Origin of the sequence: Thalassoroseus pseudoceratinae, from assembly GCF_011634775.1 — a bacterium.
Lineage (GTDB): Bacteria > Planctomycetota > Planctomycetia > Planctomycetales > Planctomycetaceae > Thalassoroseus > Thalassoroseus pseudoceratinae.
Genome location: NZ_JAALXT010000005.1, coordinates 578,538 through 599,340, shown reverse-complemented (window position 1 = coordinate 599,340; position 20,803 = coordinate 578,538). Strand labels below are relative to the sequence as shown.

Here is a 20,803-nt window from a genome sequence, read left to right as displayed (position 1 = left end):
TTCTGGGTGAATCTGCAACGGTCAACCGTTGGTTGATGACGAGAGGCATTGTTGTCGGAGGCGGTGTCTTGGCAGCATTGTTTCTCGACTTACCACCGTTTAGGGTACGGTGTTAGACAATCGTCGGTGCAGCAGCAGAGGAAACACGTTGCTGGCAGCTGTCGAAGTTGAGCGGGCTAAAAATACCAATTGGGGTTCGTTTTCGTTTGGGTCGCGTCTACCGTTCGGGAAACCATTATGCTCCGCTATTTGCTGACGTCCGTTGTGTCCTTGTTGCTCGTTGCTCCGTCTTTCGCGGTGGCTCAAACTGATGCGGCTGACGAAATTCCGATTTCGGCCCGCGCTCATCTTCCAATGCGGAACGTGATTCGGCCGGACCTGATCACCTACGATGCCAAAGACCCAGACAGCAAGTTTCCGCCTATTCCACGAATTCGACCACCGAAGGACGCACCCAATGTGTTGATCGTGTTGATTGATGATGTTGGATTCGGTGCGGCCAGCACGTTCGGTGGTCCCTGCCAGACTCCCACACTAGAACGCCTCGCGAAAGGCGGGTTGCGTTACACGCGATTCCACACCACTGCGTTGTGTTCACCGACTCGGCAAGCGTTGCTGACCGGACGAAACCATCACTCGGTGGGCATGGGCGGCATTACCGAGATCGCCACAGGGGCGCCGGGGTACAGTTCGGTCCGACCGAACACGAAGGCTCCGTTGGCGATGACGCTGAAACTCAACGGGTTTTCGACCGCACATTTCGGCAAATGTCACGAGGTTCCTGTCTGGCAAACCAGTCCGGCGGGGCCGTTCGATGCCTGGCCGACCGGTGGCAACGGTTTCGAGTATTTCTACGGATTCATCGGTGGCGAGGCGAATCAGTGGTATCCCACACTCTACGAGGGAACGACACCCGTCGAGAACAAGAAGACGCCCGAGCAAGGGTATCACTTCATGCCCGACATGACTGACAAGGCCATCAAATGGATCGGTCAGCAAAAGACGCTCATGCCGGACAAACCGTTCTTCGTGTACTTCGCTCCCGGTGCCACCCACGCTCCGCACCACGTGCCCAAGTCGTGGGCCGACAAATACAAAGGGCAATTCGATCAAGGTTATGACAAAATCCGCGAGGAGATATTCGCCCGACAAAAACGTCTCGGTGTGATCCCACCCGATGCCAAACTCACGGCTCCGAATCCAGAAGTCCCGAGATGGGAAGACGTGCCGGAGGACTTCAAACCTGTGCTCGCGCGGGAAATGGAAGTCTACGCCGGTTTCTTGGAATACACCGACCACCACGTCGGACGGCTAATCGACTCCCTAGAGAAACTCGAGATTCTCGATAACACGCTGGTTTATTACATCGTTGGTGACAACGGTGCTTCCGCTGAAGGTGGGATCAACGGTTGTTTCAACGAAATGAGCTACTTCAACGGCATCCAGGCATTGGAAACGCCGGAATACCTGACCGCCCGAATCGACGAGTTCGGTGGGCCAAAAGCCTACAATCACTTCGCGGTCGGTTGGGCACTCGCCATGTGCACGCCGTACCAATGGACCAAACAGGTTGCATCTCACTGGGGCGGCACCCGCAACGGAACCGTGATTCACTGGCCGAACGGCATCGATAGCGAAGGTGAGATTCGCGAACAATTCACGCACGTCATCGATGTGGCTCCGACAATCCTCGAGGCCGCCGGTCTGCCGCATCCCGAGTCGGTGAATGGCATCCAGCAACAAGCGATTGAGGGCAAAAGTATGCTCTATTCGTTCAACAATGCGGATGCCCCGGAACAGCACTCGACCCAATACTTCGAGATGTTCGGCAACCGTGGGATCTACCACAACGGTTGGACCGCTGTGACCAAACACCGCACACCCTGGACACCGCAAGATGCCAAGGTGCCTGCGTTCGATGATGACGTTTGGGAACTCTACTCCGACAAAGACTGGACACAGTCGAAGAACCTCGCCAAGGACATGCCGGAGAAACTTCATGAGTTGCAGCGTCAGTGGTTGATTGAAGCAGCACGGTACAATGTGCTTCCGCTCGACGATCGTGTGATCGAGAAGATGAACCCCGATACCGCCGGTCGGCCCATCCTGATTGAAGGCAAGAAACAATTGCTGTTCAGTGGAATGGGACGTCTGCTGGAAAACAACGTGTTGAACATCAAGAACAAATCGCACTCGGTGACAGCGGCAATCGTCGTGCCTGAGAAGGGAGCCGAAGGTGTGATCATCTCACAGGGGGCAAACATTGGCGGTTGGAGTCTGTACGCTCATCAGGGGAAACTCAAGTACTGCTACAACTACGGTGGGTTCAAGAACTATTTTGTCGAATCCGCTCAACCGCTCTCCGTCGGCGAACACCAAGTGCGAATGGAATTCAATTACGACGGTGGCGGGCTCGGAAAAGGCGGGGTTGCCACATTGTATGTGGACGGCAAAAAAGTCGGCCAAGGAAAGGTTGATGCGACGCTCGCCATCGTGTTTTCCGCTGATGACGGATGCGATGTTGGTGAAGATTCCGGCGCAGCGGTTTCCCCGGACTACGGTCCCCTGAGAAACGGATTCAATGGCGTCATCAACGGGGTGCAACTCTCGATTGCCGACGATCCAGATAATCACGTTGTCGATCCGAAAGCCGCCATTCGTGCGGCACTCGGTCGGCAGTGAGTCTGTGATTTCCCGATAACGCCCGTGATGAAGTGGTTCATCGGTTTAAGCGGCGATGGACTGCTGCGGGCGTTTGGGAAGTTGAATTTGGAACTGGCTGCCTTGACCGACACCGGCACTGCTGGCTTCGATGGTGCCGCCATGATCGCCAATAATGCGTTGGCTGATCGACATGCCCAACCCCGTGCCCTTCCCGTCTTTGCGACGAGTGTAGAACGGCTCGAACAGGTTGTCCAACGTATCCTGAGACATCCCGCAACCGTTGTCTTGGAAGTGAATTTTCACATCGTCGGTTTCTTCCATGATTTCGATGGTCAATTTGCCACCGGGGTCCATTGCTTCGAGCGAATTCGCCACAATGTTCAAAACGACCTGCTTGAGTTCCGGTCCGTTGGCGATGACGTAACATGGTGTGGTGCGCTCGAAGACGATTTCCCGATCTTGGAAGCGACTCATGTGTCCGACCATCGTCAGCACTTCGGAGACGATCGTTGTGAGATCATTGCGGGTTCGGGCCGTGTCTTGGCCTCGCGAGAAGTCGAGCAACTTTCGCGTAATCTGTTGGCAACGGTCGGATTCCCGTTGAATCATGGATAAGTATTGATCGACAATTTCGCGATCACCTTCCGGAGCGTCGTAGAGGATTTCATCCATCCGTCCCATCAACGATTCACTGGCAATCCCAATTGCTTGCAGCGGATTGTTGATCTCATGAGCCACTCCTGCGGCGAGAAATCCGATCCCCGCTAAGCGTTCGTTCCGCACGAGTTGTTTGCACCGCTCGCGAACCTGGCCATCGAGATTTCGAGTGATCTCCTGAAACCGTTTGGTCATCTTGTTGAACGCAGACGCCAACTCGGCCATCTCGTCTTTGGAGTTGAGTTTCAAACGATAATTGAAGTCCCCGTAAGCCACGCGTTGTGCTCCCTGGTGGAGTTTTCGCAGCGGAGAGAAAATGTTCTTGTAGCCGTAATAGACCAAAAGTGGGAACAACAACATCACCACGCCGCTGGCCAGACAAACCATCACAAACCGAGATTGGTAGACGCCACGCGCGTGCACCAGGGTTTCGTTCAGGCCCTGGTTGTAGTCGGGCATGCGTTGGACGATGGTCGCGAGTGCTCCGATTTTCTGCATCATCGAAGCAATCACGGCCGGCCGATTGGGTGTGTCGACCCGTTCCAACTGATGTTTCGAGGCATCAAGGTCGGTCAAGTACTGCTCGACACTTGCCAAGTTCGCCATCCGGACGGGATGTTGTTGCCGATTCGCTTCACTCGGTGGTAGCTCGTTCAACTTGGCCCGATAATCCGCGACGCGTTCCCGGGCAGCTTTCAGTCGTTCGTCCAACCGATCGGCTTGGAACTGGGCTGCTTGATCCGTTCGCGGCGGGGCAAGCAACAGCGGTTCAAACAATCCGCCGATGGCATCTGAAAGATCCGCACGGCGAGGCGCATGGTTGATGCTGAAATCGAGATCGTGAACCGCTCGGCGATACGACATCAAACCGGAAATACCGCTGAGTGACATCACGACCAGCATTACCAGCACTAAAGCTAGCAAGCAAACCATTTTCCGGCGAATGGTGCGGGCAAAAAGCATAACGACGTCCCTGTCGTATGAAAGTTCGTTCCCTGAACTGAGCCGAATTCTACCACGACCAATTCCTTGCCCGCAAGAGCGCCACGGCGGATCACTCCACCGTGGCGACTAGAGGCTCGGAGACACCGATTGACGTCTTCAACGACGAATCTGCGTCTGGGTGATCGCTTGCGGCGTCTTCGATCACTCGCATCGTTTTCCAGCGTCCTCCTTGGAATCTCACTAGAAAGATCAGTGAAAGTACCGCCAAGTAAGTCGTGCAGGACAGCCAACTAACTGTCAGGCTGCCGGTGTAATACTGATGGGAAATCCACGTGGGTAGCACCATCAAACTCCAACAACAGACGAATGTGACCACAGTGCAGAACCGTGTATCGCCAGCCCCGCGTAACGCCGATCCGAACACAATTGCGATGGCGTCGAAAAACGAGAACAACGCCACGAATCGCAGCAGTTCGATCACAATCTCCGAGACCGCCGCGAAATTCGGATCGTTGGTGTTCAATTCGTAAATCGAGAGCAGCAACGAAGGTGCGAACAGAATCAGTAGGACAAACAGCCCAGTGTAAGAGCAGGCCAAACCGACAGCTAACCAAGTGGTTCGGACAGCCAAATCGGGACGTTTCTCACCGATCCGTCGCCCGACAATCGTCGAAACCGCCGTTCCAAACCCCATTAACGGGACGAACGCCAACGAGTTCAGGTTCAACGCCAGATTGGTCGCCGTCAGTTCGTTTTCTCCTGTGGAACCCACGATGAGAATGAACAACGAGAACCCGGCGATGTCGAGGAAAAACTGAATCCCCATCGGCGAACCGTACCGCAGCAATCGCCCGAATAGCGGGAAATCGAACCGGAAGTTTTGCCAGAAGTTGAACGGCTTCACAGACTTGAGCCGAACCAGCAGTACGAGATACACAATCGCAGCGGCCAATTTGGCGATCTGCGTTGCCCAGGCGGCTCCCGCGATCCCCATCTCCGGGAACGGTCCGTGACCGAAAATCATCAGGTAATCCAGCCCGAGATTCAACGCGACCATCCCCAAATTGACGAGCAACGGGACCACGTTCTCACCGCGTCCACTGAAAAAGCACGACAACGCCGCGACGAGCATCATCGGAACCGATCCATACAGGCCGATTTCGAGATACGTTGCCTCGAGGGATTGAATCGGTTCGGCGTGGCCGATCCATCCACACGCCACCCCCGCGAACGGACCGAGAGCCGCAAGCAGCACGCCAGAGCCGATCGCGAGATAAACGCCCTGCCAAACCGCGGCGGAAACACGCTCCTTTTGCCCGCTGCCATCGTACTGAGCCACAAACGTGTTGACGTACGTGACCGTGCCCATCGCCACGCTCATCAGCGTCCATACCAGCAAACCTGCCGGAAGCGAAGCGGCGACGGCATCCAACGAGTACCACGTCAGAAAGATACGGTCAGTCACATGCAGGAACGAGAGCGAACCGGAGCTGAGGACCAACGGCCAAGCGACTCGAAATAGTTCGCGTAAACTGCCTGCTTGGGGTTCGATTCGATGAGGCGCATCCATAGTGTCTTCCCAGCGAGAGCCCAAGCCGATGATGCGAGAGATTCTAGCGGACCGATCAACCCAAGAGATAGGGTCACGCCGCGAACTCATCGCAAGTTAACACCGCCGAAGACACATCGACGCCCATTGAGGTTCGGCTCAAAAAAAGCCCCCGATACCATTCACTGGCATCGGGGGCTTTGAGTTTCCGTTCAACTTGCATCGATGAGAAACTTAACTGCTGGGGTCGATCAGGAAGTTGAAGTTGAAGAAGTTCAGCACAATGTTGCCGACCAACTCGTGATGAGTGTAGTGCAGGAAGACGACGTCGTCCGGCTGAATGACCACACGTTGCCGTGAGTCTTCCATCGCGTCAGCCAAATCGACTCGCATGGAAATCTGGCGACCGTCCGGCAATTTTCGCATGATGACCGCAAGCGATGGCGGGATGATGCTCCCGACTCCACCACCCCGCAAACCAGCCGCTCCGCTCGAACCGCTAAATCCACCGAGTGAACCCCCGGCCAAAGCAATGGCTTCGACGATGTCGATATCTTCGTCTCGCGGGAGCGGAATGCGTCCACCGGGCAACAAACCAGCCGTGTAGAAGTATTCGTTCCGCGGCGGCACGTACACGATGTCGCCGTCGTGGAGGACGATATCCTCGGGACCGAACGGCAGTGGTTCATTTGGGAAGACTCGCAAAGGAATGCGAACAACCGAGCCGTCAGCTTCCCATTGACACACCAAATCCGAAGGCACATCACCGGATTGGAGGTGAGCTTGAATAGCGCTCATATTGGCCGATCGTCCACGCAGCACCCAAACTTCGTTCTCTGCATCGATTCCCGGCAGTCCACCGCTGGCGGTCAGAGCGTGAAGCACATCATTTTCGTAGATGGGCAGATCAATGACTTGGGCGTTGCCCTTCTTCGCAAACGGAACGCTTGCTTTCGTAATCGTGGATGGCATGGACGAAGCGGCATCTTCCCGAATGACCAAGACCCGTTCGGTGCGAGCACGTGTTAAACCTACGATGATTCGATCACGGTCTGCTCGGATAATGTCGTCGGTGACGTACGACTTGCGAATTCGGTCCTCAAGTTGTTCCAACGTCAAACCGGCAACTGGCATTTTACCGATCAACGGCAACGCTAGCCGTCCATTGGTATCGACTTCGATCGGTACGCCGAATCGTGAGGGATCGACATTCCCACGAGGCGGGTAATACTCCCGATCGACGAACCCGTTGCTGCCGAGCATGGCACCTTCGTCCAAGCCGGCCGGCAGAATTCCGTGGATGAACACACTGACAACATCCCCCGGCCCGATGACATGCACCGAAGGCTGGGCTTGTTCCAATAAGGTGAGATCAAGCGCAACCGCTCCATCTTTGGACCCGTGTAGAAGCGTCTTGGGCAACCGCTCTACGGGAATCGCATTCTGTGCTTTGACCAAGACGCAACCGGCTTGCGTGAGGCAAACACAAATCAGGAACAATCCCCAGATGGCCGTTGAACGCCGATGGCAAGAAATCATGTGCGTCTCTTGTATTCCAAGATCAGATTCTGGCTGCTGACAGCAGGTTGAGGAGAACATCAGCCACCCATCACGCCAGTTTGCGCGCTAAAAACCGTGATGATTCTCCGGTTTCTACCGTATCGGCCGGTTTTGACGAGGACTTGAGGGCAACTAACATAAAAAGCGGATTTTTTGAGGAAATACTCTCATGTTCGTTCTGGATGCCAACCGAGATGTGGCCGAAAGTTCATGTGGCTAATTGTTAGAACCGGAATTTTTCTCCCAGATTCCCACATTTGGCTCATCCGTGTGACCCGTCGTAACCGACTACACGAAATGGATTCATCGACTCATTGCGTCAGTAGTTCCCCTGACACGATAAGCGACCACACAAAAACGGCTGGTCTGTATCTCAAGGATCGACAACATGACCGTTCACTCGGACACGACAGACATGACATCCACTGGTCAAATGTCAGTCGTCACGAGGCCACTGAAACAAGCCACGGAGGTTGCAGAGCAACCAACGCGGGAGTCGAATGGTTCTCACGAGGGAGCAGCGAGCTTCCCCATCAACAAGCATGATTCGGCCGCCAGTGTTGTTCCTCGGTCGTGGCAGGGAATCGTGACAGCGGCACCATTGGCCTGCATTGACATGATCAACGTCGGCACGTCGATCACAATTGCAAGTGCCGTTGTTTCGGCCGTTTTCGGCGTCAGCACGTTTGCGTCGGCATGGGGCGTCATCCCCGTTGCTGCTCTGTGTTACCTCTGCTTCGGCCTATATCCTGCTGTGGGCATGCAGCCTATTCGGGAAACTCGTCAACTGACCCTCGCCTCGGCATTGGCGTTCTCTACGGTAATTACCGCACGATTCGCATGGGCCTTCCAGTTTGATGCAACCTTGGGAACACTGACGCTGGCATGGGCACTGGCAACCTTCACCGGTCCACCCCTACGGCTGATCGGGCGGGAGTTATTAGGGCGACAATCTTGGTGGGGACAGCGGGCGCTTATCATCGGCGGTCAAGAGGATGGACGCCAAGCCTTTGATCAACTTGCGTGTAAGCCAGCCCTCGGTTTGCGACCGGTAGCTTTGCTTCGAGGTGATACCGAAAGCCGTTTTGGTCAAAAAGCGACCGACGAAACCACTTTCGGGACCCTTTCGTCCGCCGCGAAACTTGCTTCCAAGCTCGAAACACCATGGGCCGTCATCGCAATGACCGATGCCGACCCTGCTCAGGTTCAACACGCGGTCGAACTGTGTGCCAACCATATTCCGAAACTCAGCGTTTTGTCTGAGGCGAAAGGTCAACCGACTCTCTGGGCGGAAGCCCGCGAGTTGCATGGCACCGCCGCACTTTATACTCAGCATGCGTTGACGCGTCGCCGTTACCGCTGGGGAAAACGTGCCGCCGACATGTTCCTCTCCGGCTTCGGGCTGTTACTGATCTCTCCGTTCCTACTGGGAATCATCCTGGCGATCAAACTCCGTTCTCCCGGCCCCGTGTTCTTCGGACATGAACGGATCGGCCGCGGTGGTCGCCGATTCAAGGTCTGGAAGTTCCGGACGATGGTCGTCGGAGCCAACGACGTGCTGCAGGAATACCTCGATAAGAACCCCGAGATGCGGGCCGAATGGGAACGCGATCACAAGCTAAAAAACGATCCTCGTATCATCAAGGGCGTCGGGAACTTCCTGCGGAAATTCAGTATTGACGAGATCCCGCAAATCTGGAATATTCTCCGCGGCGACATGAGCCTAGTCGGTCCTCGACCGATCGTGAACGACGAAGTCGTCAAATACAACAACACATACCCTGTCTATTTGAAGGTCCGACCAGGACTCACAGGACTATGGCAGATCTCTGGCCGTAACAACACCACTTACGAAGCGCGCGTCCAATACGACGACTACTACGTTCGCAACTGGTCACCTTGGCTAGACATCTACATCCTCGCGCGAACTGTGAAAACTGCAGTGCTCCGGGAAGGAGCCTATTGACATCCATGGATTCGATTCATCAAACCGTTTCATTGACTTACCCAAAGTCGATCACCTTTGAAGGTTAGTCTTCGGTACTATTGTGCTCATTGGTTAGGGCGCATTCGGTCAGAACCATCCTACTGAAAGAATCGGCACGAAACTCGGCGCAACGACGTGGCGCTAATTGACCGAAATCGCACCATAGCCAAGTTGCACCGGAACTAATTGATCGGATGTCCCATAACCCTCTCGAAAATTCGTACTCCACCATCAAGCGGATTCGGGAATTCATTCACTCAACTTCGAGTGTCTTTACCTGGTCGCTGGTCGGCGTACTCTCACAAGCGGTCCTCCAATTCGCCATTGTTGCAATCATTGGAAAGGTGTCGACCACCGCTGCCGTCGGGAGATACGCTTTCGCCTTGGCGGTTGTCGTACCCGTATACTCCTTTCTCAATATGCAATTGAGAAACGTCCTGACGACAGACACAGAGTCGCAGTTCCCAGTCGCCAGCTACTATCTTCTGCGAAAACTCCAAGTCCTGTCTGTGGTGGCGTTAGTCGGCCTTTTGAGCATCCCGCTCCTTCTCAATGGTCAAAATTGTGTGATTCTCTGGCTTGTCGCAGCCTCAAAGAGCGTCGAGTCAATTTCTGACATAGCACACGCCGTGGCCCAAAGGGCAAGTCGCTTCGACATCATTGGCAAGTCGCTACTCGCTCGTGCGACGCTCGGTATCTCCGCATTTGCGGCGACGATGTTGAGCGGGGGATCTCTTCCTGCTGCCCTACTAACAATGATTGCGATGCAGATTCTCGTTGCGATCTTCTTTGATCTTCCACAAGCGCGTAAACTAACACCGCGAATTAATTCGTCGCCCGCAAGCCTCAACGAAGTCGGTCGGTTGCAAGTCTTCGAACTCGCCAAGCGAGCATTCCCGCTGGGCATTGTTATGGGACTATGCCACCTAGCCGAGGCGTTGCCTAGAATCTGCGTCCGATTCCAGATGTCCGAATACGACCTCGGAATTTACGCATCATGCGGATATCTCCTGATCTTGGCTCGACTGCCCGTATCGGCATCGACCCAAATCGCATTGCCCCGCCTTGCCTCTGCCTACGCGAAAAAGAACGTCGCGGCATTCACTAATCTGGTGAAGATGCTAATGGGATTTGCCGCTTGTCTCACACTCGCTATGTTCGGCTGCTCATATTGGCTGGGGGAGTATGCACTCACAATGCTATTCAATTCTGAAGTCGCTGAGCACAGTCATTTGCTACTGATACTTTCTGTTGCGACCGGGTTTGCGTTCGCATCATCGTATTTGGGGCAGGCACTCACGGCAGCTGGGCGATTCTACTCGCAGATTTCCAGCTACATTGTGATGGTCTGTGCAATTTCGATCGCTGCCATTCAATTGATCCCGCATTTTGGTCTCAGGGGAATGGCTACAGCCTACCTGATCGGAACCTTTGCGTTGTTGCTTGTGCAGTCCGTCTACTACAGAAAGACCGCTGCGACAATCTAAGAACCCATATGCTGCCAACAAACTGGTCTAGCAGAAACGACTCAATCTAATGTAGAAAACGGCAGTCACGCCAACTTCGCAGGTTGCTGTTGAGTACCAACGCAAGTTGACGTGACGATAGGCAAACCGTAATTCAACGAACATGTGAATAAGTGTCTCATAGATGGACTACATTGCATTCCTTATTCTAGCCTTTGTCGGGTTCCGCGACGTTTGCAATGCGTACTATGGTCCTCGCTGCGCCTATGCCTGCATCTGGGCGATTATCTATGCGATTGGTTTGTTAAGCCCGGACTTGTTTCGTCCGATCTCACCGTTCAGCGATGCATTGATGTTGTTGGGGCATTTGGGATTCCTCGCGGGCACTTGGCTGTGTCAGCCAAAACAAACTGATCGAGTATCTCATAGGCAAACTCCCCAGATGCCGGTCATGCCTCTATGGTTGACGGTGTGCCTCTCGTGCGTTGTCCTGCTGATGTCAGCGATGGTGTCGATTGAATTTCATGGGACGTCGAACGCACTCTCTGTGGCGGCCCAAGGGGAGATCGATCGGCATGCAATTCTGAAATCGTCTGAGGAAGCCCTCAACAGTGGTAGCCTTTCAAGTAGTCTGATGGGTTTGTCGAGTGCACTCTTAATGTTACTGAGTGTTAATGCTGCCTGTTGCCTTAAGTCGAATGCTAGCAGAGCGTTCAAAGTCACAACAGTGTCTGTGACTGCCATCGCAATTCTCTATTTGGCAATCGTTACGTTGGCGAAGGCTGTTATCCTTAAGAATGCAATTGTCGTCATCAGTATCTATCTCACTCAGTTTCATTCGAAGCCTCGTTTGAAGATCTTTGCCACTGCAACTGCTCTGATTGGCCTTGTGTTTGCCAGTTGGCAAATGAATATGCAGTTCACGAACCATGAGAAGATTACCGAGTACGGAATCGTGGAACGTACGGAGATCTATCTCGTAGCATCCAGGCACGCCTTTGGCCTCGATACCGACGACGAGGAACTCTTCCCTAGAACCGTAAATGGCATGGCTCAATACTCACTGCCAATCATCTCAAAACTACTTGGACGAATAACTGGCGGTAACTACGAGCAAAACGTCTATAAAGATTATGTGTTTGTGCCACACTACATTAACACCTACACCTGGTTCTACGTGTTCTATCATGATCTCGGGATTGTTGGTGTGATCGTTTTTCCGCTGATCATGGGGGCGTTTTCGACCTGGATCTTTCATCGATCTGCTATCGCGCCATATCGGCATAACTTGTACTTGCTGGCGCTGACATACAACACGATTGTGTTTAGCTTTTTTAACTTCGACTTTCTGAATAACTCTCATATTGCGATTGTCGTACTGCTCTGGTGTATCTATGCCTCAAGAATCGGTCGTCCGGCCATGCAACTCCGTCGAAGAAGTCCGAGACGGAGTTGGCACGCAAGGCGAACAACAGCCCGTCGTGCTGTTTGATCTTTGTGGAACGCTTTATGACGGAAATACTACACACGACTTCCTGGCATTTTTCCTCCGTCGAAACAGAGGCCGGTATCGGATTTGGAGAGCGTGGGTGTTTACCGCTAAGGTTCTTCGCCGATTCATTCCTAGGCCGATGTTGCATCGGTTGTACTTAAGGTGTGTCGGGCAGTTGTTGGTGAATTACTCGCGTGAGGAACTCCTAGAATACGCAGGCATCTTTTGGAATCAATGTTGGGATAACCGTCAAATTCGCACTACTGTCGAACTGCTTGCAGATGCTAAGAAATGCGGATCTCACGTTGCACTAATTTCGGCTGCGATCGATCCACCTGTTATCGCTCTTTCGCAGAAGCTTGAAGTCGGTGCTGTTTGCAGCCAGTTAGCCTATGACAACGACGGGCATGTGACCGGTTTCGGCCGAGACTTATTTGGCAGGAAAATCCCTTACTTACATCAATACTTGGACGGTCTCGACCAGCATGGACCTGTTACCGTCTATAGTGATAACGCAAACGATATTGAAATGCTACGGAAGGTAGATCGTGGCATTATCGTGCAACGGAGAGCCGATAGCCGCATCAGCGAAGCGCCAAGAGTGCCGACCGATGGACTAGAGATTTTGTACATCTAAGTGAACGACATATGGCCGTTTTGCCAAAGTGCCCGAAAATAAATTATCGCTCGCTGATATACGTGCCGTGTGGGTATTGGCTCGTATCGCGGATGAACATGCGCCGTCTTGCCGGATGGTTCATGAAATACATGCTGTTTCTTGTTGTCGCAGCAGTTCTAGCCGCACCAGTATCAGTTCTTCCCGCCCTCGAAGTCATTCGAGCGTGGGTTCTGATTATGTGTGTCTATGAATGTGGGTACTTCTGCAACGACAGAATTGCAAGTACTGAGTCGGTCGCATCCCGGCCGCGTGGATTCACTGGGGAGGAAAGGCTAGGACCTTTTCTAGCAGTACGTATCACTGCCATTGTTGTCCTACTCGCGATTCCCGCCCTTATTCCGACTTGGTGGTCAGTAGCCGCCGTGTTGGCTGTTGCCGCTGTCTTTTCAATTCACAACGTGTTGCCGTCACAAAATCGAGTTCTCACGTACATTGCGCTAAAGTCTCTATCAACTCTTTATCCTGTCATGCCGATTCTCTTTCTACGGACGGCAGATGCGTATTCTATCTGGCGTACCGCGTTTGCATTGATTGTCGTAAGTGAAGTTCTACCGCGAACTGCTCGTTATGCATTGAGGAAGAACAGTGAGTTGGCTAATAGCGCCATCGTCAATTGGCTTGCCTCCTCAATAGCTGATGTTTGTCTTTCACTTATCCTGGCAGGGTTATGCGTTCCCGGCGGTGAGTTTGTGTGCTTAGCTCTCTGCTTGTATCAATTCTTCATCCGTGTCGGCATATCAAGGATGATGTCGATTCGAACAAGTGTAGCCTCCTAGTGATTGATATGATGGCCTAGCTGGTTTCGCATAAACCATTCTGAACTAGGTGGCACACGACACGGGGGCGGGCTACCGATGTTCCGCAAGCTGTGTCACTGATGATCTGTACGACGGATTCCTGTTTCCAAATGTTGTGAGCATTATTGAAGCAAATAATTATGAGCGAGCCAACGGTGTGGAATAGGACAACTCTTTACTTTGAAACGCGTTTCCGTCTTGCGGGTCTGATGAAGCGTTTTCCGAAAATCTATCTGCCGATTTTTACAAGTCGCCGACACGATCACAATGGATCCGTTTGCGGATTCACAGGTGATACTGAGGTTGTGATAGACGCTTTTCCACGATGCGCGAACTCATTCGCGACCTGGGCATTCTTGAAGTGCCAGCGACGGCCAGTGAATGTCTGTCATCACCTTCATGCTCCGGCAGCTCTCATCGCTGCTGCGAAGAAGAGACTGCCAGCCCTAACTATACTTAGGGATCCTGCGAAGGCAACCGTCTCGTTAGCAGTTTATCGAGCGCGTCCGGATTACAATCGCTCATGGAATCTGAAGCGATCCATGATGGACTATTGTAGTTATCACGAGACGATCGCGCGTTATCGAAGCAATCTTTGTATGGCACGGTTCGAGGATGTGATCAGTGACTTTGGTAACGTTGTGCGTGCGATGAATGATCAGTTTGGTACTGATTTCGATGTCTTCGAACACACTCCCGAGAATGTGGATGCTGTCAAGCAGATTCTTGAAGTTTCTCATCGTTGGTGGTCCGAGACGCAAGAAGGCGACCCGGACCATCTCAAGATTCCCTGGCCAGCGGCATCGAAGAAGAAAGAAACCGAACGATTTGCGGATATGTATCATGATGCGAGTTTCCGCAAATTGCGGCTTCGATGTGAGAAATCCTACGAACTGCTGGCTGAAGACGTTCCTATGGCCAACGCGGCATAAATGTGTTTCTTGAGTCTCCTCTCGAATGTCTGGCTGGCAAAGAAGATGGCAAAATCTAAAAACGCCCTTGTGGTGGTCGCAATGCTCCCACCGCCAGTTAACGGAAACACCCTTGTGACCAAGCGGATCGTTGATGAGTTTCGCACGAGAGGTGCGGTGGACGTCTTTGGGATGTCGAAGACGGGCGACTCGTCTCATTCAAACGCTGCTCGAAAACTACTCAAGGGTGTTCGAGCTGTTCTTGCGTCATTGTGGCTTGTCGGAAAACGGATATCTGGCAAACGAGTGCTGTATACAACTGTGGATCACGGGTTTGGTCGGTTCTACAACATCTTAGTCGTCGCTGCTGCAAGGCTGCTCGGCTACCAATGTGTAATCCATCATCATACATTCGGCTTTTGCCGAGAACGAGACCGTTTCATTGTCTTGCTTGATAGGATGCTTGGGAAGTCTGGCGTGCACGTCCTGTTGGGTGAAGAGATGGTTGAGTCATTTCAAAGGCTTTACGATCCGGTTGCCCAACACGTAATTCTTCCAAACATGTTTATGGTCCCGCCGAATACATGTTCTAGCGGGCAAGCAGTCGATTGTCGAAGTGCGGTTGCAAAGCCGTTTGTGATTGGCCATTTGAGCAATCTATCGGTCGCAAAGGGGCTATCCGAGGTTATCGGGACGTTTGCTGAACTCCGTGGGCGTGGTGTCGATGTTATTCTTCGATTAGCAGGTCCTCCAGTCACGAAGCGTGACGCCGACATTATTGACGATGCCCGCGAGCGTTATGGCAAGGCGTTTGAGTACATCGGCCCCGTTTATGGTGATCGGAAGGCCGAGTTTCTTGAGAGTATTGATGTCAAACTCCTGCCCTCTCGAAGCGAAGCGCAGCCGATCGTGCTGATTGAAGCGATGGCATCAGGTAAGCCGGTGATTGCGTTCGCACGAGGTTGCATACCGTCCCTGGTTGGAACTGACGGAGGTGTCGTCGTCGACATTGACGAAGATTTTGTCGCTCGTGCATCAGCCGTGATCCAAGGGTGGATCGACAGTCCCTCAGAATACTTCGAGACGTGCCAGACGGTAACGAAGTATTCGCAAAGCCTCCACAAGATGGCCAACTCGTCACTTCAGCTCTTCATCGAGCAAATGATGTCTCCACATGGCATGAATGCCGAGGAAACGAGCAATCAGGATGTCACAAGACATCTTGACCATGCGGCATAGTGTTTGGCCATAGGGAATTGCTGACTCAAAGTTGTTTAACTGGCTGTCTAACAGTTGGTCAATTGAAATTCTGCAGATACTAAATACGGAGGCGGCCAATGCGAATTCTGATTCATGATTACGCTGGTCATCCCTTTCAAGTTCAGCTGAGTCGGCAGTTGGCAAAGGTTGGACACGAGGTTCTACATCTATATTCGGGGTCGATCAACACTCCGCGAGGGGCATTGAATAAGAATGATGCAGACCCAGTCGGCTTCAATATTCGGCCGATCTTTCTCGATCAGGAGATCAAGAAGTATAGTTTTGTTAGTCGGTTTCGTCAGGAGTCGGAATACGGCCGGAAATTGGCGGCAGAGATTTCATCGTCGCGGCCGGATGTCGTGCTGACGGCCAATACGCCGTCGCTCGTGCTTCAATCGTTGGTGAAGGCATGTCGACGGACTGGCTGTCGATTAGTGTCTTGGATTCAGGACTTGTATGGGCTGGCTGCTTATCGGATTCTTAAAAAGAAACTTCCAGGCATTGGCCATCTTGCTGGCCGATACTTCATGCGGTTAGATCGGCAAGCGTGTCTTGCTAGCGATCAAGTCGTTGTTATTAGCGAAGACTTTAAGGATGTGCTTGCCCAGCAGGGCGTGCCCGATGACAAAATTCATGTCGTTCACAACTGGGCTCCGCTGGAGGAACTTCCTCTTCGTTCACGAGACAACGAATGGTCATTGAAACTCGGGTTGACTAAAGAGGTTCGGTTTTTGTATTCGGGCACCTTGTCGATTCGTCATAATCCCGATTTGCTCTTGCAACTTGGTATTCATCTCGACCAGCTTGGCCGGGGTGAGTTGACGGTCGTCTCTCAAGGTGAGGGTGCAGAGTGGTTGAAATCGCGTGTTGCTGAGCACGGTGTTCAGTCGATTCGTATTTTGCCGTTTCAGCCCTTTGAAGAGATGCCCAATGTCTTTGGCAGTGCAGATGTATTGATTGGCATCTTGGAACCTGAAGCGGGCGTGTTCTGCGTGCCGTCCAAGATGCTCAGTTATATGTGCGCTCAACGGGCATTACTAGCCGCGATACCGAAAGAGAATTTGTCCGCTCGCATTATTGAAGGGAATTCAGCGGGTTTAGTCGTTGATCCTCGTGATTCAGCGGCGTTTGTTCAGGCTGCGGATGAGTTAGCCACTTCGTCGTCTTTACGATTGAAGATGGGGCTTGCTGCTAGAAACTATGCGGAAACGCACTTTGATATCGAACGGATTTGTGACCGCTTCGAACAGTTGCTCGGAGGAGCGACCGAACCTCACTCGGCTGACCGTCTAGTGCGTCAGTCGATCGACCGTATTGAAAGGATTGGAGCTTAATTATGAGTCGATTAGCTGTTGTCGGTGGAGCCGGCGGTTTTATTGGCGGTCATTTGGTTGCGCATCTATTGGAAGAAGGTTTCCAAGTTCGCAGTGTTGATGTCAAGCCGTTTGAAGAGTGGTATCAGGTTCATGAAGGTGCTGAGAACCTTGTTCGCAACTTGGAACTGCGTGACGCTTGCGAAGAAGTCTGCGATGGTTCCAGCGATGTGTACAATTTGGCCTGCGACATGGGCGGTATGGGGTTCATCGAGAACAACAAAGCGCTTTGTATGTTGAGTGTGCTGATTAACACGCACATGCTGATGGCTGCAAAAGAGTGTCAAGCCGATCGCTTCTTCTATTCTTCGTCGGCTTGCGTTTACAACGCTGATAAGCAACGTGATGCGAATGTCACGCCACTGAAAGAAGCAGACGCCTATCCCGCCATGCCAGAGGATGGTTATGGTTGGGAGAAACTCTTCTCTGAGCGGATGTGCCGTCACTTCTCGGAAGACTATGGTTTGAAGACTCGGGTGGCTCGGTTCCACAATGTCTACGGACCTCATGGGACTTGGGACGGTGGCCGTGAGAAGGCTCCCGCCGCGATTTGTCGTAAAGTTATCGACGCCGTTCATTCAGGTCACGGCGAGATTGAGATTTGGGGCGACGGCAATCAAACCCGTAGCTTTATGTACATCGACGATTGCATCAAAGGTATTCGTCAGATCACGGAACAAGGTGTGCCCGAGCCGATCAATCTCGGTTCCAACGAGCTGGTGACGATCAACCAGTTGGTGGATATCGCTGAGGAAATCAGTGGAACCAAGCTGAAACGAAACTATAAACTCGACGCGCCGAAGGGCGTCAACGGTCGCAATAGCGATAACACGTTGATCGAGAAGTATCTCGGTTGGGCGCCTAGTATTCGACTTCGCAACGGACTCGAGAAAACCTACAATTGGATCGAAGCGGAGTACAAAGCGAAGAAGGCAAAATCGTCCGCTGCCTAGTCACGTGGATGGTGGGTTTGCAATCTGAGTGCTCAGGCGGTTTTCAACCTCGTTTGAGTCGCTCAGATCTCTAGGCATACTAGGATTTTCTTGGAGACTGTGAATTTGTGTGCGGGGTCGGTTGTTCTGCACATTTTTCTCTCTTGGATTTGCATCAGCAGGATGCAAATTCAGTGACGGTCCACTAGCTAAGGTGAGCCTGCCAGCAATGACAAAAGTGTCAACTACGATTCACGCGGCGTCGCATCAGGCGTCGCGTGTTTTTGCGATTGGTGATATCCACGGTTGTGCTCGCGCATTGGAAGCGTTGCTAGCCGCTTTGCCGATTGGACCGTTTGATATCGTTGTTCCGCTTGGCGATGTGATTGATCGCGGGAACGACTCACGAGCGGCCATTGAACTCTTGATGTCTTTGAGCTCACGATGTGATCTCCGGCCTATTCTAGGCAATCATGAGGAGATGATGTTAGATGTTCTTGATGGGAAGCCGCCGAAACGCTGGTTGAAACATGGCGGGACTGCAACGCTAGACTCTTATGGGTTTTGTGGTCGTCTCGATGTGATTCCACAAGAGCATATTGATTTCATCCGATCCTTCTCCGACATCGTTGAGTTGGAGGATCACTTCTTTGTGCATGGCAATTACGACTCGCAGAAGCCGTTGTCAGAACAGTCACGGAAGATGATGCGATGGACGTCACTCATTGATCACCTGCCGATGCCTCATCAGTCCGGGAAAGCCGCGGTGGTGGGTCATACGGCGAACAAGACGGGCAACATCTTGCGTCAGCCCGGTTTGACTTGCATTGACACTGGCTGCTACGGCGGAGGTTGTCTGACAGCATTAGAAGTCTATAGCGGTGAGATGTGGCAGGCGAGTTTCTTAGGGAAAGTCACAGCGCCCGAATCCTTCCCTCAACGTCAAGCCGGGGCTTGATGTTGCTTGTCGTGATCGTGTGATCATAGATTTCGGAAATCGTTCAGAGCACGGAATGGAACGACGATGCCCTACACTCTGATTACTGGTGTTACTGGGTTGCTAGGGCAATACTTGCTGCGGGATTTGTTGGAGAAGGGTGAACACGTTGCGGTCTTAGTCCGGTCGACACCGCTGGCCGATGCCTGTGCTCGTGTCGAGGGAATCCTCACCGCGTGGGAAAGTCGTTTAAAACGGTGTTTGCCTCGTCCTCGTGTGCTCAATGGCGACCTCACCTCTCACGATCTTGGACTCAACGAGGACGACGCACGTTTCGTTCGAGAGCATTGCGATTCCGTTCTTCACAATGCGGCAAGTCTTGTGTTCCATGGCGAGTCACGGGACGGTGAACCGTATCGAACGAATGTCGTGGGGACACGGAATCTCGTTCGCACGGCGTTGGATGCGGGAGTCGAGCGTTTTCATCATGTCTCGACGGCGTACGTCTGTGGTCAACGTCACGGGAGCGTTGCGGAGATCGATGCCGACGCAAACGCTGACTTTGGGAACGACTACGAACGTAGCAAGGCTGAAGCCGAGTCGATTGTAAGGAACGCATTCGGTGATCGTGCGACGATTTACCGGCCTTCGGTGATTGTCGGCGACTCGGAAACGGGATTCACGTCAACATATCGTGGGTTCTACACGGCCGTCCAATTGACTTGGCTGCTCGCCAAAACGAATGGAACTCAGGCGGGTCGGGAATTCATTCGCAACTTGGGGTTCAGTGCCGATGACCGGAAGAACCTTGTGCCTGTGGAATGGGTTTCTCGGGCGATTATCGAGATCAAGCAGAATGCATCGCAGGTCGGTCGGGTATTTCACATTACGAATCCGGCACTCACTTCCACTTCGCTGATTGAGGAAGCCATCAATACGGCGATTGAGCAATCGAATTTGGAAACGTCCGATGGCCGAACGGTGAAGCGGACGGCGTTTCGCGAAGACGAGTTGCGTGCCGGGATGGATGTCTACCGAAGTTACTTCCGGACCGATCCACTGTTCGATTGTCGGAACACGCAAGCGGCGTTGCCGAACCTGCCCTGCCCTGTAGTCGATCGTTCAATGTTGGTTCGCCTGTGTCGATGGGCGATGGATGCGAAATTCTCGACGCTTCCACCGCGAGCCACGATCGATGCCCCACCGATCGGTGCGGTTTTCCGATCGGCTTTTGAAGGTTCCTCTGCCGGTTTCGAGAGCGACGAGTCGTTGCAACTTGAATTAACTGGGCCTGGCGGTGGGCAGTGGACGGTCATGTTTGAGGGGGGGCGACCGGTCTGCGCAAATTCGGCTTCCCATGATTTCACAAAATCCCTAATCTACGGGCCATCGTCGGCATTGTGGACACTCGTTTCCGGGCGGGAGTCTTCCGAACAGTTACTGGCGGAAGGTTCGTTGGTCTTGGAAGGTGACTCGCAATCGCGATCTCGGCTTGATGCCTTGGTCGAGCACTTGCGGGTGGGTTTGGCGAGCAATCGTCGGGCCTCGTGATGGAAAAGGGCACGGCTTTCACGGACTGAAACCGTGCCCACGC

Annotated in this window: 14 protein-coding genes; 11 read left to right on the top strand and 3 right to left on the bottom strand. The window is 52.9% G+C overall.

The genetic code is table 11. The annotated features are described in order from the left end of the window. The first annotated feature begins 354 nt into the window (after positions 1-354). Entirely contained in the window at positions 355-2,682 is a 2,328-nt protein-coding gene (locus G6R38_RS20085) for an arylsulfatase (protein ID WP_166830662.1), read from the top strand. A 45-nt stretch (positions 2,683-2,727) separates the two neighbouring features. Here the strand turns inward: G6R38_RS20085 and G6R38_RS20080 are convergent, their stop codons facing one another. The 3 genes from G6R38_RS20080 to G6R38_RS20070 all read right to left on the bottom strand — a co-directional run bounded on the left by G6R38_RS20080 (position 2,728) and on the right by G6R38_RS20070 (position 7,354). Then, positions 2,728-4,284: a sensor histidine kinase gene (locus G6R38_RS20080; protein ID WP_166830437.1), complete on the bottom strand. Its 1,557-nt coding sequence runs from the start codon at positions 4,282-4,284 to the stop codon at positions 2,728-2,730. Between the two features lie 91 nt (positions 4,285-4,375). Then, positions 4,376-5,836: an MATE family efflux transporter gene (locus G6R38_RS20075; RefSeq protein ID WP_166830435.1), complete on the bottom strand. Its 1,461-nt coding sequence runs from the start codon at positions 5,834-5,836 to the stop codon at positions 4,376-4,378. Between the two features lie 213 nt (positions 5,837-6,049). Continuing rightward, entirely contained in the window at positions 6,050-7,354 is a 1,305-nt protein-coding gene (locus G6R38_RS20070) for a polysaccharide biosynthesis/export family protein (protein ID WP_166830433.1), read from the bottom strand. A gap of 409 nt (positions 7,355-7,763) precedes the next feature. Between G6R38_RS20070 and wbaP the strand changes: the two genes are divergently transcribed. From wbaP to G6R38_RS20020, 10 genes are all read left to right on the top strand, one after another. Continuing rightward, positions 7,764-9,341 carry an undecaprenyl-phosphate galactose phosphotransferase WbaP gene (wbaP, locus tag G6R38_RS20065; protein WP_166830431.1) on the top strand — a complete coding sequence of 526 codons (1,578 nt, stop codon included), beginning with the start codon at positions 7,764-7,766 and terminating at the stop codon, positions 9,339-9,341. A 215-nt stretch (positions 9,342-9,556) separates the two neighbouring features. Then, positions 9,557-10,849, top strand: a complete 1,293-nt coding sequence (locus G6R38_RS20060; protein ID WP_166830428.1) for a lipopolysaccharide biosynthesis protein — start codon at positions 9,557-9,559, stop codon at positions 10,847-10,849. A 163-nt stretch (positions 10,850-11,012) separates the two neighbouring features. Then, positions 11,013-12,320: an O-antigen polymerase gene (locus tag G6R38_RS20055; protein WP_166830426.1), complete on the top strand. Its 1,308-nt coding sequence runs from the start codon at positions 11,013-11,015 to the stop codon at positions 12,318-12,320. Then, positions 12,223-12,957: an HAD family hydrolase gene (locus G6R38_RS20050; RefSeq protein WP_240928299.1), complete on the top strand. Its 735-nt coding sequence runs from the start codon at positions 12,223-12,225 to the stop codon at positions 12,955-12,957. Before G6R38_RS20055 ends, G6R38_RS20050 begins: the two co-directional genes overlap by 98 nt. A gap of 1,381 nt (positions 12,958-14,338) precedes the next feature. After that, the gene (locus G6R38_RS20045; protein WP_166830422.1) at positions 14,339-14,728 is read left to right on the top strand and encodes a hypothetical protein; all 390 of its coding nucleotides are present in this window, start codon (positions 14,339-14,341) and stop codon (positions 14,726-14,728) included. Positions 14,729-14,842: 114 nt separating this feature from the next. Further along, positions 14,843-15,946 (top strand): glycosyltransferase family 4 protein, encoded by a 1,104-nt coding sequence (locus G6R38_RS20040; RefSeq protein ID WP_166830420.1) that lies wholly within the window; start codon positions 14,843-14,845, stop codon positions 15,944-15,946. A 98-nt stretch (positions 15,947-16,044) separates the two neighbouring features. Further along, positions 16,045-17,301 carry a glycosyltransferase family 4 protein gene (locus G6R38_RS20035; RefSeq protein ID WP_166830418.1) on the top strand — a complete coding sequence of 419 codons (1,257 nt, stop codon included), beginning with the start codon at positions 16,045-16,047 and terminating at the stop codon, positions 17,299-17,301. A gap of 2 nt (positions 17,302-17,303) precedes the next feature. Next, the gene (locus tag G6R38_RS20030; protein WP_166830416.1) at positions 17,304-18,293 is read left to right on the top strand and encodes an NAD-dependent epimerase/dehydratase family protein; all 990 of its coding nucleotides are present in this window, start codon (positions 17,304-17,306) and stop codon (positions 18,291-18,293) included. Between the two features lie 208 nt (positions 18,294-18,501). Beyond that, positions 18,502-19,230: a metallophosphoesterase gene (locus G6R38_RS20025; protein WP_166830414.1), complete on the top strand. Its 729-nt coding sequence runs from the start codon at positions 18,502-18,504 to the stop codon at positions 19,228-19,230. Between the two features lie 66 nt (positions 19,231-19,296). Further along, positions 19,297-20,760, top strand: coding sequence for an SDR family oxidoreductase (locus tag G6R38_RS20020; protein WP_166830412.1), 1,464 nt, complete (start codon positions 19,297-19,299; stop codon positions 20,758-20,760). The last annotated feature ends 43 nt before the right edge of the window (positions 20,761-20,803 follow it).

What these genes read in the sequence shown, in the direction of transcription:
- G6R38_RS20035 (WP_166830418.1), top strand. Translation starts at nt 16,045, where the DNA reads ATGCGAATTCTGATTCATGATTACGCTGGTCATCCCTTTCAAGTTCAG.
- G6R38_RS20060 (WP_166830428.1), top strand. Translation starts at nt 9,557, where the DNA reads ATGTCCCATAACCCTCTCGAAAATTCGTACTCCACCATCAAGCGGATT.
- wbaP (WP_166830431.1), top strand. Translation starts at nt 7,764, where the DNA reads ATGACCGTTCACTCGGACACGACAGACATGACATCCACTGGTCAAATG.
- G6R38_RS20085 (WP_166830662.1), top strand. Translation starts at nt 355, where the DNA reads ATGCGGAACGTGATTCGGCCGGACCTGATCACCTACGATGCCAAAGAC.
- G6R38_RS20055 (WP_166830426.1), top strand. Translation starts at nt 11,013, where the DNA reads ATGGACTACATTGCATTCCTTATTCTAGCCTTTGTCGGGTTCCGCGAC.
- G6R38_RS20070 (WP_166830433.1), bottom strand. Translation starts at nt 7,354, where the DNA reads ATGATTTCTTGCCATCGGCGTTCAACGGCCATCTGGGGATTGTTCCTG.
- G6R38_RS20020 (WP_166830412.1), top strand. Translation starts at nt 19,297, where the DNA reads ATGCCCTACACTCTGATTACTGGTGTTACTGGGTTGCTAGGGCAATAC.
- G6R38_RS20075 (WP_166830435.1), bottom strand. Translation starts at nt 5,836, where the DNA reads ATGGATGCGCCTCATCGAATCGAACCCCAAGCAGGCAGTTTACGCGAA.
- G6R38_RS20080 (WP_166830437.1), bottom strand. Translation starts at nt 4,284, where the DNA reads ATGCTTTTTGCCCGCACCATTCGCCGGAAAATGGTTTGCTTGCTAGCT.
- G6R38_RS20045 (WP_166830422.1), top strand. Translation starts at nt 14,339, where the DNA reads ATGATGGACTATTGTAGTTATCACGAGACGATCGCGCGTTATCGAAGC.
- G6R38_RS20025 (WP_166830414.1), top strand. Translation starts at nt 18,502, where the DNA reads ATGACAAAAGTGTCAACTACGATTCACGCGGCGTCGCATCAGGCGTCG.
- G6R38_RS20050 (WP_240928299.1), top strand. Translation starts at nt 12,223, where the DNA reads ATGCCTCAAGAATCGGTCGTCCGGCCATGCAACTCCGTCGAAGAAGTC.
- G6R38_RS20030 (WP_166830416.1), top strand. Translation starts at nt 17,304, where the DNA reads ATGAGTCGATTAGCTGTTGTCGGTGGAGCCGGCGGTTTTATTGGCGGT.